This is a genomic window from Streptomyces sp. NPDC107538, assembly GCF_055657445.1.
This window is the reverse complement of record NZ_JBVKAY010000005.1, coordinates 572,614-591,022: the sequence shown is the minus strand read 5'-3', so window position 1 is coordinate 591,022 and position 18,409 is coordinate 572,614. Positions and strand designations below refer to the sequence as shown.

Here is an 18,409-nt window from a genome sequence, read left to right as displayed (position 1 = left end):
TTGCGGGACAGCCCGTTGGTGGGGACGACCATCCAATTGGCGAGGCGTACGCTTTCCGGGGCCCACACATTGGGGTGGCTGTGTCCGGTGCGACTACGCTGACCTGCCTGAGTCCGGCTGCACATGTGCAGGCAGTGGCCGGCCGTGTGGGAACGCGGGCGGGACAAGGCGCGGAGGAAGAGTGCAGTTCACGGTCGTGGAGCGGGGTCAACGACAACCGAAGGGTGTACGGTCCCAGGCCCTACTTGTCAGAGATGCATGGAACGACCACGGCTTCGTCACCATGTTCCACCTGGTGATCTACGACGAGGCCGGACGCCGCCACGGGATCGGCGAGGTGAAGATCGGCGAGCTGGGGATGCACCCAGGGCGAGATCAGAGCAACGAGGGCCCAGGCCGCGTTGCTCGCATGCCTGAGAGCTTCGAAGCACTCGGGGAGCGGCACTTTTCCTTGGGCCAAGATGACTCGTACTACGAACGCTTGCGCCAACTCGGCGACAGCATTCGCGTGCTAGTCCTGACCGCGCTGAAGGACATGGCCTTCAACGAGAGCATCTTCGACCGCGTCCAGCACGAGCAAGTGACACGCGATTCACTCATGCGGTTCTTGAAGCCAACTGCCGTCGAGGAGCAGTTTCGCCGCATTGCTCAGGGCGGCGTTCGAGTCTCAGGATTCCAAGCGGCCTATGAGGCTCCAGTCCCCGCTGGGGACGGGGGTAAGTCGGTGATCCTTCCGTTCGATGTGTCTCCCAACTCGCGACCGTCCACGAACATTCATGTGCTAACCGGCCGCAACAGCGTCGGCAAGTCCTACCTCCTGAACAGCCTGACACGCTGTGTGGGCGACTACGAAGCTCCTGAGGAAGACGTCGGCCGCATCATTGAGTACAACCGAGGCACTCGCAGGTCCTTCGCGAACCTGGTCAGCGTCACCTTCAGCGCCTTCGACGAGTTCCCGCTCATCCGCGACGACGATGTGGCCATCTCCTACGCCTACGTCGGGCTGAAGATCCCCGCTGGCGGATCGCGCGCGCCACGGGTCAAAACATCTGGCCAGATCAAGAAGGACTTCGCGGACAGCGTGGAGGCATGCCTGACCGGGGAGCGGGCAGATCGGTGGGCGAAAGCCCTGCGAACCTTGCAATACGCTGGCAACGGCCTCCTCGACGAGACATGGCTGGCGGACTTTCAGGCCACCCGGAGTGCCAATATCCGCCGGCGCAAAGCGCGGCAGTTGTTCAGTAGCCTCAGCTCGGGTCACAAGGTTGTCCTACTGACCATGACCCGCTTGGTCGAGCACGTCACCGAGCGTTCGCTGGTGATCATCGATGAGCCGGAATCCCATTTGCACCCACCGCTGCTTGCCGCGTTCATACGTGCTCTGTCCGACCTACTCGCGGACCGTAACGGTCTGGCGGTCGTTGCCACTCACTCGCCCGTCGTCCTCCAAGAGGTTCCGGCGTCCTGCGTGTGGAAACTGAGGCGCCATGGCAACCAGCTGGCCGCCGACCGCCCAACCATCGAGACGTTCGGCGAGAATGTCGGCGTTCTCACTCACGAGGTGTTCGGGCTTGAAGTGACCGACTCCGGATTCCACCGTGATCTGAAGGCCGCGGTACGCCAGGGGCTCTCGTACGAGCATGTTCTTCGACGGTTCAACGGCCAGCTTGGCGGCGAGGCCAAGGCTATCGTCCGATCCCTCATCGCTGTCCGAGACTCAGACGGACCCGCGAACTGGGAGTGGCGGATCTGATGTGGGCTCTGCCAATCCCTAAACTCTCGGCCCGCACGGTCTACCTGACCTGTATAAGCAAGTCCCGGCCGAAGGCGAAGACGCGCCTAAAGGCCCTGGAAGACGAGGTGGTCAACGCCGCTGACCGGTTCGAAACCGCAGCCGCAGCGGCTGCCCTCCACACACTGGCGGACCTCAAGGTCAAGCCCACCGACAAGGCCGACAGAGCCGAGCTGACCAAGAACTACACGCAGCGCATGCCCCGCAAGGGACATCCAGGAAGAGATGAGTACGACAAGCTGAAGGCCGCAGCGCCCTTCGGGCGTTGCCCTCTGTGTGGTCACCGGGATGTAGAGACCCTCGACCATCAGTTGCCTAAAACGGCGTATCCGCTGTTGTCTGTCGTGCCGTTCAACCTGGTTCCAGCGTGCCACAAGTGCAACACGGTGAAGGGCGAGACCGCTCCGAAGAGCGCGGATGAGCAGACGCTTCACCCCTACTTCGACGACGTCGGCAAAGAGAAGTGGCTCTTCGCCCGTGTTCACGAAGTGGCTCCTGCAGCCGTCGAATTTTATGTCAAGCCGCCGTCCGCGTGGGACACGGTCCTCGCGATGCGCGTTCACGGGCACTTCCGCACATTCGGACTCGCGTCCCTGTACGGATCGCAGGCAGCCCGGGAGATGAGTAGCCTCCGGTACATCCTGAAGCGCAAGGCCCCGTCGATGGTCGGCGATCACCTACGGGACGAGGCCGCGGGCTTGGCCGAGGAAGATCCGAACTTGTGGCGGGCGGCCATGTATCAGGCGCTGGCTGGAAGTTTCTGGTACATCGATGGCGGCTTCGCTCTGGAGTAGCCGTGTGCCCGCACAATGAACCAGTACAGCAGGCTGACGACGGAACGTTCCGCGAATGCGGTGAGGAGTACTTCGGCCTCGGCCGGGCCCTCGAACGCCCCGTTTATGACAACCAGCCGCCCTCTCCATTCAGGCCGCCGTCCGGATGCGATCGTTCGAAGAGCTCTGTGGAGATCACACAAGTGTCATTGACCGTAACGCCTGGCCCCGGAGGGAGCTGTGCCTGTAGCGCCGCGATCGCCTCATGGGCATCCCAACGCCGGGTCCGCTGGTGGGCAGCCGGTGGACAGACGCCTTTGGACGGTGCATCACGGGGTGGCAAGGGGCAACCTGTTGCACCTGTTCTGATCAGGCAGAACGTCACCATGTACTGCGCGAGCTCACTCGGCTCATAGACCGTCCGCGAGACCGGGTCCACCGGCAGATCAGCAGGCCGCAGCTCACACCCGCTCCCGCAGGATCGTCAGCCCCCGCTCCCAGCCGATCCGCTCCGCGATCACCGTGACGGGCATCGTCGGGGTCTGTTTCAGCAGCTCCCGCACGGCCGGCTCCACCGCGTCCACCGCCGAGCCCTTCGGCGCCCGCCGATACTGCGGCGGGCGGTCCGAGGCCAGCGCCCGCAGCACGGTGTTCCTGGAGATCTCCAGCTGACGGGCCACCGCCCGAGCCGACAGCCCCTCCATCCGGTGCATCCGGCGGATCTCAGCCCAGTCCTCCACGTGGATCACCCTCTCTTCCTCCCGACTTCAGCACAAGTGAAGTCAGAATGATCAAGAGATCGCAGAGTGGCTCACTTTTCGTCGGCCGTCCGTGGCCCTCGTTTCACCCGTTGCCGAGAGTACTGATCGGCGGATACGGGCGCTGGTCCGAATGCCCGAGAAAGGGATCCTTCCAATGGGACCCCTTCATCGCCATCGAGAATCCCTGACGGTCCTCAAGTGAGTGCCATGCCGAGGTGGTCCCCCAACAGCTCGGCGACCATCTCGACCGTGCTTTTTTGTGACGCACTTCACTGGATGTTCCGTGGCGTTTGGTTTCAATGAGACGTGATGTCCCCTTGTGGTGCTCTGGAACATTTGTTGAATCACGCTTTACTCTCCCTTCACAGTTCGTAGACGACCAACTACGCAATGACAGGGTCTGGGGAGTCCCTGCGGGGGAGGGTGCTTCATGCCTGTGGGCAGACGGTGGTGCGTTGCCGGGGCGGTCTTATCCGCTGCCGTGATGTCGAGTGTGCTGGCACCGACGGCTGCGGTGGGCGCGGCTCGCACCGAACCATCGGCGGAGGTGACGCAGGAGTCGCCGGCGGCGGAACAGCCAGTCCTCACGGAAGCCGACGCCCTGGCGCAGGCCGAGCGCACGGGTGAGCCGGTGGAGATCGCCTCACAACGCGGGGAGAGCAGTGAGGTCTTCGCCACCCCGGACGGCAAGCTTGAAGCACGTGAGTATCTGCGTCCGGTGTGGACGCGTGTAGATGGCGAATGGGAGGCTGTCGACACCGATCTGACGAAGACCGGTGACGGCATGGTGGCCCCGAAAGCCGCCACGATCGGTTTGCAGTTCTCCGGCGGCGGCAGCGCTCCCATGGTGCGGATGGAGAAGGCCGGACGGCAGTTGAAACTGTCATGGCCGGGTGAGCTTCCCGCCCCCCGGCTGGATGGCGACATCGCGACCTACGTGGATGTCCTGCCGGGGGTCGACCTCCGGTTGGGGGCTCAGGAGGACGGGTTCTCGCAGCTCCTCGTCGTGAAGTCGGCCGAGGCCGCCGCAAGCAAGGAACTGGCCGAAGTGCGCCTGAGTATGGACACCCAGGGGCTGAATGTCCAGGAGACCAGCAGCGGCGGCCTGGAGGCCTTGGACGAGGGCGCCGGCACGGCGGTGTTCGAGGCACCCGAACCAGTGATGTGGGACTCCAGCCCGGGCGTTGCCGCCTCGGGTGCAGCCGTGGAGAAGAGTGGCGCCGAGCAGTTGTCGCGTGCGGCAGCCGCGGAAACCACTGCGGCAGTCGACGAGAACGGTGAGCCGGGCGCCACCGAGTCGGGAAAGCTGGCGCCCGTCGGCGTCGATGTTCCGGCCGCCCAGGATGAACTCGTACTGAAGCCCGACACCGATGTCCTTCGGGGCGATGACACGGTGTACCCGGTCTTCATCGACCCGCAGATGCACACCCCCAAAGCGACGGCATGGACGATGGCGTCGAAGTACTGGGCTTCGTCGCCCCAGTGGAAGTTCAACGGCGAATCCACCGCGGGCATGGGCTACTGCGCCTGGTCGTACTGCCAGCCCCATGACACCAAGCGGCTCTTCTACCGCATTCCCGTCTCGAAATTCGCCGGCAAGAAGATCCTCTCCGCAGAGTTCACGGTGCGGAACACCTGGTCGGCGTCCTGCAGCGCGCGAGGTGTCCAGCTGTGGCGGACCGGTGACATCTCGCAGTCCACAACATGGAACTCGCAGAACCGTTCCGGCTTCTGGATCGACCACCTGACCACCGAATCGTTCGCGTACGGCTACGACGGCTGCTCGGCCAAGGACGCGGAGTTCAACGTCAGGTCGGCCGTTCAGCAGGCCGCGGACAAGAAGTGGCCGACCATGACGTTCGGCCTTCAGGCGTCCAACGAGGAGGACGCCTACGGCTGGAAGCGGTTCTCGGACGACGCGTACCTGACGGTCTACTACAACCGGTCTCCTCCTCAGCTCAAGATGTCGCAGCTGACGATGCAGTACGGCGGTACGTGCAAGAAGCCCGGGAGCGCCCCGCGGACGCGGTCACTGGGGACGATCTATGCCAACAACGTCACCGACCCGGATGGCGACGACGTGGCCGTCGAGTTCCAGGCGAAGTGGGACAGCGGTGACGGGAAAGGGCTGATCGCCCGTTGGAAACCGGCCCTGAGCACGTACAAAAATTCCGGATCGGACTTCCCCATCTCGCTGCCTTCGTCCATCCCGACGAACAAACAGATCCACTGGTACGCCCGCGTCAAGGACAAGGATCTGAACGAGGTCAACGGCACCTACTCGCCGTGGTCCTACGCCGGTGACGCCACGGGCTGCTACTTCGTCTACGACACTACGGCGCCCAAGCCCCCGACCATCACGTCCACCGACTACCCCGCCTATGACACGGCTGATCCGAACGACCCCTGGTACGACGGCATCGGCAAGTACGGTGCCTTCTCGGCGAAAGCCGGCGAGGCCGATGTGACCAGGTACTGGTACGGCATCAACGTCGATCCCACGTCCAAGAACGAGATCGCGACAACGGCGGGAGCGGCCAGGACGATCAACCTGCTGCCGCCCCGGGTCGGTACCAACACTCTGTTCGTCAAGGCATTCGACTCCGCCGGAAACGCCTCGGAGTCCAGCTATCGATTCCGAGTCAAGGCCGGTCAACCCGACCGTGCCACATGGCAGTTGGACGAAGGCTCCGGTGCGAGCCAAGCCGACGGCTCCACTCCCGCACGGACCCTCGACCTCAATGGCGGGGCGACCCCCGGAGCGGGCGGCACGCTCGGTACGGCCCTGTCCCTCGACGGTTCGACCGGCTACGCGTCCACCGACCTGTCGGTGGTCGACACCACGACCGGCTTCTCGATCTCGGCCTGGGCCAAGCTGGACACCAAGCCCGGCCACGGGGCGATGGTGGCGACGCAGATCGGCAACGACGCAGCCGGTTTCGAGCTGCTCTACTCGTCCGCCTACGACCGCTGGGTCTTCGGCACCCTCGCCACCGACGCGCCGGGTGCCACAGCCAAGCGCGCCATGGCGAGCTCGGCGGGCGGAGCCGAGGCCGGAGTCTGGACCCATCTCGTCGGCACCTACGACCCGGCGGCCACGAAGATGCGGCTGTACGTCAACGGCAAGCTAACTGGCGAGGTCACCCACGAGATCACCTGGAACGCACGGCGGGGCCTGCAGATCGGTGCGGGTAGGAACAGCGGAGCGCTCAAGGATTTCTTCCCCGGAGCGGTCGACGAAGTGCAGTTGTTCGACAAGGCGGTTGCCCAGGACGAAGTCGACAAGCTGTACGCCAAGCAGCCGGTCGGTGACCCCGGCCGCCCTGCGGTCTCCGTATTCCACCTCGACGAGGCGAGCACCGAGACCAGCAAGATCAAGGGCTACGGTGGAGTCGTACCGGCCAAGTACGCGGGCGGTGTCACCACCGGGGTGCCCGGAGTGGCGGGCAAGGCGGCCAAGTTCAACGGCACCGACGGCCACGCGAAGATCGGCCAGCAGCGGGCACCGCACATCAACACCTCCCGCAGTTTCACCGTCTCGGCCTGGGCCAAGCTGGACAGGAAACCGGACGGAGCGGGGGTCATCACCGCCCAGGCCGGACAGTACCGCTCCGGCTTCGAGCTGTACTACTCCAAGGCCTACGACCGATGGGCGGTCAACCAGTACTCGGCCGACGCCGAGGACGCCACACCGATCCGTGCCATGCAACCCGATGGCACCACCGCACGCGTCGGAGAGTGGGTGCACCTGGTCGGAGTGCACGACACGGTCATGAACACGTTGACGCTCTACGTCAACGGGGTCAGGGCTGGATCGACCACGCTGACCAGCCCCTTCTATGCAGACCAGTCCATGTACATCGGGGCCGGTGGTTACAACGGCCAGGTCCTGAGTCACTTCCCGGGCACCATCGACGACGTGCGGCTGTACGACCGCCCGCTCTCGGCCGAAGAGGTCCAGCAGATGGTCAAGCAGCGGCCCCTGGTCAAGGGACGCTGGACGTTCGAGCAGGGAACGGGGTCGCCCCAGGTGACGCCGGACGCGTCGGCGTCGGGCAACGCAATGACGTTGCGGGGAGGAGCGGCGGTCGGCGGTGCGATCTGGGTCGACGGTGGCGTCGCACTTGACGGAATCGACGACTACGGGACGACGGCCACCGCACCGGTGGACACCACTGGCAGCTTCACCATCAGCACATGGGCGCAGGCGGCGGCCGTCCCGGACAAGAGCGTGACGCTGCTGAGTGCACCCGGGACGACGACACAGAACGCGTTCGCCGTGCGCTACGTGCCGAGCGACGACCCGGCGACCGATCCGGGCAGCTGGCAGGTCACGACAGCCGCCACGGACACGACCGGTGCCGTTGTCACCGAGGTCGACCACGCCCAGTTCTCCCGGGCCGACGACTGGACGCATCTGGCGCTCGTCTACGACGGACTCGCCAAAGAGCTGACTCTCTACGTCAACGGTGAACCGGAGAGCGTGCCCTGTGAGGACGCGGACGGTGACGGAGAGCAGGACGTGTCCACGTGCACGGACGCGTTCTCGTCGGCCGAGAACGTGCAGCTGTTCAAGTCGACACAGCCCTTGTACCTGGGCGCGGCCAAGACCGGAACGACCACCGTGGGCGGGCACTGGCCCGGCGCCGTCTCCGACGCATGGGCCTTCCAGGGCGCGTTGAGCGAGGCACAGATTCGCATGCTGGCCGTGGGCCAACCCGGTATGGCCACCGATGTCCCCGGCGATTCCTGACAGCTGACATCTGGTGTGCCGGGCCGGCCGCCCGGCACACCAGAGCCATCTTCGCTTCACACCCCCACTTCCGCCCCCCCCAGTCCGCGCCGACTGTGCTGCGGGTGCGCCGAACCAAGGACGAAGGACAGGATGAACGGCAGATCCAGCAAGCGATTCCGGACCCTGCGTCGGCGCACCGCGCTGGCCTCGGCCGCCGTCATGGTCGGCACGCTCCTCCAAGGAGTGGCGCAACCGGCTGCGGCTGTGGACGACGACAAAGGCCGCACGTATGCCTCACGGACCGAGAAGCCGGTGCCCGGTTCCACAGCCAAGGTCAAACCGCGGCCTCTGATGAAGGGACCACGCACCCCGAAGGCACCGCCAGAGGCAGGGTGGCCGAGGGCTGCCACTGCGGTGGTGCAGTTGCCGAAGACCCAAATCAAAAAGAGGAACAGTACGCCGACATCCGTACAGGCCAAAGGCCTGCCTCTGACTTTGGACACGCAGGGCAAGGCGATCAAGAATCCGGTGATCGGCGCCGTCGAGATGCGCGTCCTGAGCCGAGCGGCGGCGAAGAGGACGGGCACTGACGGGCTCCTGTTCACGCTGCGGTCCAAGAACACCACGAAGAACGCACAGCACGGCAGGGTTCGTGCTCACCTCGACTACTCGGACTTCGCCGAAGCCTACGGCGGCGGATATGCCTCCCGCCTGACCCTCGTCCAACTGCCCGCCTGCGCGATCACCACCCCCGAAAGGCGAAACTGCCGTACTGCCGAGCCGGTGACGACGGCCAACGACACCGAGAAACAAACCCTCACCGCCCCGGACCTAACGCTGAAGGCCGGCGCGCCCACGGTGCTCGCCGCCGTGGCGGAAGCCGAGAGCGGGAGCGGGGACTACAAGGCCACCTCGCTGGCCCCGTCGGCGACATGGGGCACCAACCTGAACACCGGTGATTTCAACTGGTCGTACACCATGCCGGTGCCCGACGTGCCGGGCAGCATGACGCCGAACATAGGGCTTTCGTACTCCTCGGGCGGGGTCGACGGTCGTACGAGCAACACCAACAACCAGGCGTCCTGGGTGGGCGACGGCTTCGACATGTGGCCCGGCTACATCGAACGGCGCTACAAGCCCTGTGCCGACGACGACGTGGAGAACGCAGACGGCAACAAGCCAGCCGACCTGTGCTGGGCATACGACAACGCGTTCGTATCCTTCAACGGCAAGGGCAGTGAGTTGGTGCCCGCCGGCACCAACTCCTGGAGACTCAGAAACGACGACGGCACCAAGATTGTCCGGCTCTACGGCTCCAGCGGTGACGTGCGGGACAACGGTGCCCGCAACGACGAGTACTGGCGGATCACCACCCCCGACGGCACGCAGTACTTCTTCGGCTACAACCGTCTGCCGGGCTGGGAGAGCGGCAAGGAGACGACAGACTCCACGTGGACCGTCCCAGTCTTCGGCGACGACGACAAAGACCAGTGCCACGCCTCGACGTTCGCAGACTCATGGTGCCAGCAGGGCTGGCGATGGAACCTCGACTACGTCGTCGACCCACACGGCAATGCCATCGCCTACTACTACGACAAGGAGACGAACTCCTACGGTCGCAATCTCAAGGCGAGCGACGACACCCGCTACGTCCGTGGCGGAACCGTGGACCGTGCCGAGTACGGCCTGAAGTCGTCCTCGGTGTACAGCGCGAAGGCTCTCGGCCTGGTCGACTTCACCAACAGCGAGCGCTGCCTGCCCAACACGTCGACCACCTGCTCATCCATCAGCACGGATAAGGCCTACTGGTACGACACCCCGTGGGACTTGAACTGCGAGAGCGGCACGGACTGCGACGAGGGTCGCTTCTCTCCGTCGTTCTTCACCCGCAAGCGACTCACGGAGGTCACCACTCAGGTCTACGACGGCACTGCTTATAAGAACGTCGATTCCTGGAAGCTGACCCATCGCTGGGGACAGGCGGACATCGACTACCAGCTGCTGCTCGACTCCGTCCAGCGGACCGGGCACTCCGCCGGCACGGCGATCACCCTTCCGAAGACCACGCTCGCGTACTCCCAATACGCCAACCGACTCGACAAGACAGGGGATGGATACGCCCCCTTCATCAAGGGGCGTCTGTCCGCGGTCGCCGACGAATCCGGTGGTCAGATCAACGTCAACTACTCGAAGCCGGTGTGCGACTGGAGCGCGCTGCCGACCCCTCAGACCAACAGCACCCGCTGCTTCCCTCAGTACATAGGCGGCAGCGCCACCGAGGACCCCGAACTGCATTGGTTCAACAAGTACGTGGTGGACAGCGTCACCGGCACCGACCGTACGGGCGGTGCACCCCCTCAGGTCACGACGTACGACTACGTGGGCGGAGCGGCCTGGCACTACGACGATGACGACGGGCTGACCAACGAGAAGTCCAAGACCTGGTCGCAATGGCGCGGGTATGGACATGTGCGCGTACAGACCGGTGGCAAGGGCGGGGCTTCGGAGATGAGGTCGCAGCAGGCCACGTACTTCCTGCGCGGCATGGACGGCGACCGCAAGGAACCCAGCGGCGGTACCAAAGTTGTGAGTGTGCCCCTTGATGAAGGGGAGGGCGACCCGATCACCGACCACGAGGCAGCGGCCGGCTTCGCGTACAAGACCGTCAGCTACTCCGGTCCGAACGGCAAGGTGCTGTCCAAGACCGTCAACCGGCCTTGGCGGCACGAGACGGCCAAGAAGGTCCGCGACTGGGGCACGGTGACGGCCAACTTCACCGGCACGGAGCACACGAAGACGTTCACTTCACTGGACGACGGCGCAGGTGCCACTTGGCGCGTCACATCGGCTGCCACGACCTTTGACGAGACCGCCGGCCGGGTCACCCACATTGACGACTTCGGTGACAACTCAACCTCCGACGACAACCGCTGCACCCGCACCAGCTACCAGCTCAGCTCCACGCTGGCCAGCATCCTCACACTCCCCTCCCGTGTGGAGACCGTCGCGAAGTCCTGCGGTACCGCGACGAGCCGTCCCGCCGACGTGATCGCCGACGTGCGCAGTGCCTACGACGGTGGTGCCTACGGCGAGCCCCCCACCAAGGGCGACGCGACCGCGAGCGCGCTGCTCAAGAAGTACGACGGCACGACCGCCGTCTATGTGGAGTCCGGTGCCACCTTCGACTCCTACGGCCGCCAGCTGACCAGCACCGATCTGACGGCTGACGTGAAGGTCACCGCGGCCGGCGTGCTCACCCGTACCGCACGTTCCGACGGTCGCACCACGACGACCGAACGCACACCGACCGCAGGGTTCGCCACCAAGACGAAGGTGACCACGCCCCCTGCCGCAGCGGGCGTTGCTGCCACAGCTCACACATCCACCACGACGCACGACATCCGCCGTGGCCTGCCGCTGACCCAGACCGACACCAACGGCAATGTCACCAATTTCGCCTATGACGCGCTGGGCCGGTCGTCCAAGGTGTGGCTGGCCGACCGCACTACCGGCCAGACCCCGTCCTACGAGTTCACCTACACCATCGCCGAAGACAAGCCAGTTGTGGTCGGTACGAAGACGATCGGTAATGGCGGAGCCCAGCACACCGCTTACGCCCTCTACGACGGCTTCCTCCGTCCCCGCCAGACTCAGGAGCCCGGCCCGGACGGCGGTAGCCTGTTGACGGACGCCTTCTACGACGAACGTGGTCTGGTCAGCAAGGAGTTCGCCACCTATTACGCGGAAGAGGCTCCATCCACAGGTCTGTTCGAACCCGAGAAAGCACTGAACGTCGAGACGCAGAGCCGCTACACCTACGACGGTTCGGGACGACGTACCGAAGTGAAACAGATCGCTGGCAACGGCGATGGTGGAGCTGTTCTGTCCACGACCCGGACCATCTACGGCGGTGACCGAACCACCGTCATCCCGCCGGTGGGCGGCACGGCCACCACCACGATCATGGACGCCCGGGGCCAGACCACCGAACTGCGCCAGCACCGCACGCGCAGCGCGACCGCCGCATACGACACCACTGCCTACGGCTATACAAAACGCGGTGAACTGCTGAAGATCACTGACCCCGACGGCAACTCCTGGGAATACACCTACGACCTGCTTGGCCAGCAGATCAAATCCGTCGACCCCGACAAGGGCACGACGATCAGCGAGTACGACGACCGGGGCCAGCTCACCAAGGTCGACGACGCCCGCCCGGATGTCCCGGCGCTGTGGTTCGGGTACGACAACCTCGGCCGCAAGACCGAGATCAGGGAAGGTTCGTCCACCGGCACGTTGCGCAGTAAGTGGGTCTACGACACGATCACTGGAGCCAAGGGGCACCTGGCCGAATCCACCCGTTACAGCGGTGGCAACGCCTACACCGCCAAGGTTGGAGCCTACGACCGCTTGTACCGCCCGCTGCGCGCTTCCGTGACGATCCCTCCCTCAGAGGGTGCGCTGCAGGGCACGTATCTGTCGACGACCTCGTACGATGCCTCGGGTCTGGTGAAGGGCGTCGGATATCCCAAGGCTGGATCCCTGTCGGCCGCGACGGTCGCGTACACCTACGAGGACGTCACTCTGCGTCCGGTCGCGATCGAAGGCAGTCAGGGCATCAAGGCCACGACCGACTACAGCCTGACCGGGAAACCGCTCAACCATCAGCTGTCCAGCGGTGGGGGCAAGACCGTCCTCATCGACAATGCCTATGAGTGGGGCACCCAGCGCCTGGCCAACTCCACCGCACACCGCCAGGACGTCGCAGGCTTCGACAAAAGCAGCACCTACCGCTACGACGAGGTGGGCAACGTGCTGTCCGCGTCGGACGTCTCCCGCTCCGGCACCGACACCCAGTGCTTCACCTATGACCACCTGCGCCGCCTGACGGATGCCTGGACCCAGGGCACGACCACCTGCGCCACCGCACCCAGCGGCAGCGTGCTGGGCGGTCCGGCCAAGTACTGGCACTCCTACACCTACGACGCGGTGGGCAACCGTCAGACCGAGACCCTCCACGACGTCACCGGGGACTCGGCCAAGGACACAAAGAGGACGTACGCCTACCCGGGTGTGGGCAAGACGCGCCCACACTCCCTGACCTCCGTCACCGAGGCCGGGCCCACCGGCACGGCGTTGCAGAGCTACGGCTACGACGAGGTCGGTAACACCACCACCCGTACCATCGGCGGTGACACCCAGAGCCTCCTCTGGGACACCGAAGGTCACTTGGCCAAGGTGACCGAGCCCGTCGAGGGAAGTGCGGACAAGGTCACCGAGTATCTCTACGACACCGACGGCAACCGTCTCATCGGCCGTACCCCGACCGAGACGACGCTCTACCTCGGAGCCACGGAGATCACACTGGCCAAGGGGGCCACTACCCCGAAGGTGACCCGCTACTTCGACGTCGGCGGCGGCAACCAGGCGGTGCAGAAGGACGACGGTTCGGTCTCCTTCACCCTTGCCGACCACCATGGGACAGCCGAACTCTCCATCGAAGCGGCCACCCAGAAGCTCACCCAGCGTCGCACTCTCCCCTTCGGCGGCATCCGCGGCGACAGCCCGACCGACTGGCCGGGCACCAAGGGCTTCGTCGGCGGCACGGACGACACCAAGGCCACAGGCCTGACGCACCTCGGGGCTCGTGAGTACGACCCCGCCCTGGGCCGGTTCATCAGCGTCGACCCCCTGCTGGAGATCGACAAGCCGCAGACGCTCAACGGTTATACCTACGGGGCCCAGAACCCGCTCTTCTTCACCGACGCCACAGGGCTTGGTTTGGCCTGCGGCCCGGGCTTCGCCGAGGGCTGTGGTACCGGCGTGGTAACCCGTGGTGACGGAACTCTGTCCAAGGACGGTCGCCCTACCGGGGGCGGAACAATCTACCGGCCCCGAACGGGAGTAAACGGCGCGCCTCTGAACGGACCAGTGACCATCAAGCCCTATGGCAAGTCGGTCACCATTCAGGGTGTTTATGTTCCGACACAAGAAGAACTTGCCGCAGAATTTCCCTATTATCACGAGAACATGGATTACCAGGGGAACCTGGAGAACTGGGCGCGAAGCAAGTGCCCGGCTTCCGAGGCTTCTGGTGATTTCTGCTCTGCGGCGGGTAAACTGGGGTGGTTCGGGGGTACTCCAGAGGTCGACGTCCTCGAAGTGATCGGTATCCGCTCCTACGTCGACTGCTACAACGGCAAGGGATGCACGGACGCCGCGATAGACGCGTCGGTCTCGGCTGCAGGTTATGGCGCGGGAAAGCTTGCCAAAATCACGCTCAACCTGTTCCAAGCGGCCCTGAAGCGTTCGGACAGCACGGCCATCGGTTGTCTTGTCCAGGCTGCCCATAGTTTCGTTGCTGGCACGGAAGTCCTCATGGCTGACGGGACAACCAAGTCCATCGAGGACGTTGAGATCGGGGACAAGGTCACTGTCACTGATCCGCAAACGGGCGAAACGACGGTACGGGAGGTAGCCGCCACCATCATCACTGAGGACGACAAGCATTTCGTTGATCTCTCGGTTGAAACGGCTGGCCGTATCGGCTCCTTGGTGACGACAGCGACCCATCCTTTCTGGTCTGTCTCCGAGGGCGCTTGGGTGAAGGCAGGTGTCCTGGAGCCTGGCATGACCCTCCGTAGTGCCGATGGTTCCGCGGTGCGCGTGGTGAAGACACGTGAGTTCGGCGAGCGGCAGCGCACGTTCGACCTCACGATCAGAGACATTCACACGTACTATGTGCTGGCGGGGGCCGCACCGGTACTCGTTCACAACAGCAACTGTGACCTTGCGGAGGGGTATACCTCTTCCCCTGCACTCAAGGGTGACCCCTACCACCCGGACTCGGTGGCTGAGCGCAGTCGGCAGAACCGAGAGCTGTACGCCGGAACTGTGGCCGATCAGGCGGCTGCGCTTGGATATGGGACAAGAATTCCCCCGCAGAAGGCGAGGGGGCTTAAAATCGATTCTCATGGCCAAGATGTGTTCTCCAACGGCAAGAATTACATCTCGCGTGATGTCGATGGCCATAACGTGACGGCTGGCTGGAAGATGTTCAACCGCAGAGGGCAACGGATCGGAACCTATGACCCAGATCTCAACTACCTCAAGGAATAGCGGATTCTCGATCGAGGTGATCGACGATCCGGTTTCGGAGGGCGTGACCCCGTCACCATCTGAGGCTGTCGGCAGGATCTTGGTCGGCGGCTTCACGGAGACGTTCCTGATGGATCTGAGCTTCTGGTCGGTGGATGAATACCGTCGAAGCTGGGAGGGTGCTCTGAGGAAACTCGAAGGCTCCGAGAAGGAGATCTCTTGCCTCATTGCTTCGATCACCGATCCGGCAGCCAGTAATTTCATCTCCTGCTGGCCCATGTATCGGGACGGGGATATGATCCACGTCCAGAATTCGCTCATCTTCCTGGATGAGCTCGATGAACCGTTCGACCCGCAAGAGCCGTGGCGGTACGTAGAGCCTCACTGTGAAGTCGACGAAGATGGGAATCGCATCTCCGAGTGGGTGACGAGCGTGTCCGAAGTGCGGCAGTTCCGTGAGTCCGCCTGGGGCTTGTGAGGGCACGCAAGCGCAAATGTGATGCCCCGTCAGAACGCGCTTCTGGCGGGGCTTCTGCACGTCGGGGAAGCTGACGCCCGTGGGCACCGCGGCCTCCGGTCCTCTCGTGCTTCTCGTCGCCGAGGAGGGCCGGACGTACGGCGCCTACGATGCGTTCCTCGCCCTCTATTGATCCGAAACGATAGGTGTTCTGGGTCGTTCATCCCTGTGTGAGTGAACTGGTGGGGGACGCGCGGCAGTTGTCGCCGTCGGCGCAGGAGGCCCTTCGGCTGCGGGCGGTGGCCGCGTTGGTGGCGGGCCGTGACCGTGAGGATGTCGCGGCGGTGTTCCAGGTCTCGCTCAAGGCGGTGGACAACTGGTGGGCGAAGTGGCTTGCCGGCGGGCGCGAGGCGCTCGTGGCCCAGCCGCGTGGGCGCCGGGTCGGTGAACATCAGGTTCTCGATACGGTCGAGCAGCGGGCAATCCGGCAGGCCGTGCTGGATCACCGGCCCTGTGACCTGGGGCTGGCGGGGCAGCTGTGGACACGTGCTGGTGTGGGGGACCTGATCGCGAAGCTGTACCGGGTGCGGCTGACCGAGCAGGGCGTGGGAAAGTGCCTGCGCCGGTGGGGCCTGTCGTTCCAGCGCCCGGACAAGCGGGCCGTCGAGCAGGATCCCGAGGCTGTGCGGGTCTGGCGGGAGGAGACGTGGCCGGCGATCCGCGCGAAGGCGAAGGCCAAGGGCGGTGAGGTCCTCTTCGCCGACCAGGTCGGCATCCGCTCCGACCAGGTCACCGGCCGCACCTGGGCGCCAAAGGGTGCACCCCGATCGTGCGCCGCTCAGGCAACCGCTTCTCGGTGAACGCGATGTCCGCGATCAGCACCAAGGGCGGGGATGCACTTCATGGTGTTCACCGAGACCTTCGACGCCGACGTGATGTGCCGCTTCCTGGACCGGCTCGTCGGCCACTTCGACCGCAAGGTGCATCTCGTCGTGGACGGCCACTCCGCCCACCGCTCCCGCAAGGTCCGCGCCTGGCTCGCCGACCACCCCGACCGGATCGAACTGCATTTCCTGCCCGCGTACTCGCCCGAGCTCAACCCTGACGAGCTGGTCAACGCCGATCTCAAGCGCAGCCTGCCCATGCACAGCCGGGCCCGCGACCAGGCCCAACTCGCCGCCGAGACCCGCCGGTTCTTCCACCGCCGTCAACGCCAGCCGCACATTGGCCGCGGCTACTTCGGCGGCCCACACGTCCGCTACACCCTCGAATAGAACCCTTTGAGTTTCGGATCAATATGGCGGAAGTCCGGAGGAAGCATTGGTGCATCTGGTCGACAGAGTTCGTCCTGAGCGGCTGGACTGACGGCGGCCATGACACACGAACGCTGACAGTGATGTGAGAAGGCATTTGGGGGCGGAGGTCAGCCCAGTTCTTTCATCGTGGTGTTGCTGCCGTGTACGTCATGATGCTCCAGGCCGACGGAGCGCGGAAGCAGGCGTAGACCAAGGGCCCCGACGCCGCAGGGTCCGTTGCATGATCCTCTTCTGTCCGGGTTCATCCGGTGAGTCCGAGAGCTGTCAGGGGTCGGTTCCAGTCGCGGCGGCTTCGCGTAGGGCAGCGGCGATGTTGGTGCGTCCGTCCTAGCGGTGGACGCTGATCGCGAGGTTGCGCAGGCTGGCCATGACGCGCGGGAGTCGCCCGGTATGGATCTTGGAGTCGTCCTCGCGGAAGGTGCAGTCCCGGACGTGGCGCAGAAGATTTTCGATCTTCTAGCGGCCGCGGATCCAGGCGGCGAACTGGGCGCCGCCGGCAGCTCCCGGAGGCACGCTGGTGATCAGGTAGACGCGCTCGATGGTGAGCTTGCCGCTGGTGAAGTCCTGCCTCCAGCGCACGACTTGGAGGGCCTGGCGGGCTTCGGGGTAGTCGATGTGGGCGAAGGCCGCGGTCTTCAATCTGCGGATCTCGTGGCGGTGGTGTGCGCGGTTGCGCTCGGAGTGGTCGAGGGTGATCGCCCGGTCCAGGACGTCGCCGTCGAGCCCGGCGGTTTCCGGCCAGGGCAGCTGGTTGAGCTGGGTGTGCAGGGTGGGGTGGTTGCCCTTGATCATGGCGACGTAGTGGGCCTCCTACTCCTCGACGAGGAAGCGGGCGTGGTCGTGCTGGGTGAGCAGGGCGTCGAAGGTGACGACCTTGCCGGTCAGGTCCACAGGTCCGAGCAGGGGACGGAACGCGGAGATTCCGTTGCTCTTGGAGTCGACCTGGCGCTGGGCGATGACGGTGTGGGTGCCGTGGAGGCAGGCGGCGAGCAGGTGGACCGCGCGGCGGTCGCGGGTGCGTGAGCCGCGCGCGGGCTTGCCGTCCACCGCGACAGCCTCCCGCTTGACCAGGCCGTCTTGCGGGGCCAGGGCGCTGAGAGGGGCGCCGTGCTGGAGCTGCACCCAGGAGCCCAGGGCCTGGTCAAGGGCGTCGCCATCGAGGCGGGCGAGCAGGCGGGCCGGCGTGCAGGTACGCGGGATGCCCCGGGTCAGACCGATCCGCTCGCTCAGGGCGGGTCGAGTCCGGCGGCGAAGCGGACGATGCCGGCCCAGGTCGAGGCCCGGCGAGCACGGCCGTGGTGCACGGCACCAGCAGGACCCCGAGCCGGTAGCGGCGGCCGCGGACCCGGCGCGGGTCGGGCAGGTGATCCAGGACATCGGCCAGGCCGACCCGACGGTCGACGTCCTGGCCGGAGGTGTTCGGCAGACAGTCGCGGTGGCGGGTGACGGTGGAGATCAGGAAGGATGGCATGCGGAG

7 protein-coding genes and 2 pseudogenes are annotated in these 18,409 nt (G+C 65.0%); 6 read left to right on the top strand and 3 right to left on the bottom strand.

Annotated elements, in window-relative coordinates; translation table 11 throughout:
• Window positions 1-295: 295 nt before the first annotated feature.
• The gene (locus ACZ7MG_RS20995) at window positions 296-1,753 is read left to right on the top strand and encodes an AAA family ATPase (RefSeq protein WP_471388744.1); all 1,458 of its coding nucleotides are present in this window, start codon (window positions 296-298) and stop codon (window positions 1,751-1,753) included.
• Window positions 1,741-2,586, top strand: a complete 846-nt coding sequence (locus ACZ7MG_RS20990; protein WP_471388746.1) for an HNH endonuclease — start codon at window positions 1,741-1,743, stop codon at window positions 2,584-2,586. Before ACZ7MG_RS20995 ends, ACZ7MG_RS20990 begins: the two co-directional genes overlap by 13 nt.
• A gap of 370 nt (window positions 2,587-2,956) precedes the next feature.
• Here the strand turns inward: ACZ7MG_RS20990 and ACZ7MG_RS20985 are convergent.
• Window positions 2,957-3,314, bottom strand: a pseudogene (locus tag ACZ7MG_RS20985) (helix-turn-helix domain-containing protein); the annotation flags it as partial.
• A 559-nt stretch (window positions 3,315-3,873) separates the two neighbouring features.
• Between ACZ7MG_RS20985 and ACZ7MG_RS20980 the strand changes: the two are divergent.
• The 4 genes and pseudogenes from ACZ7MG_RS20980 to ACZ7MG_RS20965 all read left to right on the top strand — a co-directional run bounded on the left by ACZ7MG_RS20980 (window position 3,874) and on the right by ACZ7MG_RS20965 (window position 16,890).
• Window positions 3,874-8,079: a LamG-like jellyroll fold domain-containing protein gene (locus ACZ7MG_RS20980; RefSeq protein WP_471946148.1), complete on the top strand. Its 4,206-nt coding sequence runs from the start codon at window positions 3,874-3,876 to the stop codon at window positions 8,077-8,079.
• 132 nt (window positions 8,080-8,211) lie between these two features.
• The gene (locus ACZ7MG_RS20975) at window positions 8,212-15,180 is read left to right on the top strand and encodes a polymorphic toxin-type HINT domain-containing protein (protein ID WP_471388751.1); all 6,969 of its coding nucleotides are present in this window, start codon (window positions 8,212-8,214) and stop codon (window positions 15,178-15,180) included.
• Window positions 15,149-15,637, top strand: a complete 489-nt coding sequence (locus ACZ7MG_RS20970; protein ID WP_471388754.1) for a hypothetical protein — start codon at window positions 15,149-15,151, stop codon at window positions 15,635-15,637. The genes ACZ7MG_RS20975 and ACZ7MG_RS20970 overlap by 32 nt, the downstream gene beginning before the upstream one ends.
• A 185-nt stretch (window positions 15,638-15,822) precedes the next feature.
• Window positions 15,823-16,890, top strand: a pseudogene (locus ACZ7MG_RS20965) (IS630 family transposase).
• 498 nt (window positions 16,891-17,388) lie between these two features.
• Here ACZ7MG_RS20965 and ACZ7MG_RS20960 read toward each other — a convergent pair.
• Window positions 17,389-17,724, bottom strand: a complete 336-nt coding sequence (locus ACZ7MG_RS20960; RefSeq protein WP_471388757.1) for a hypothetical protein — start codon at window positions 17,722-17,724, stop codon at window positions 17,389-17,391.
• A gap of 18 nt (window positions 17,725-17,742) precedes the next feature.
• Window positions 17,743-18,309 carry an ISAs1 family transposase gene (locus ACZ7MG_RS20955; protein WP_471388759.1) on the bottom strand — a complete coding sequence of 189 codons (567 nt, stop codon included), beginning with the start codon at window positions 18,307-18,309 and terminating at the stop codon, window positions 17,743-17,745.
• Window positions 18,310-18,409: the final 100 nt, after the last annotated feature.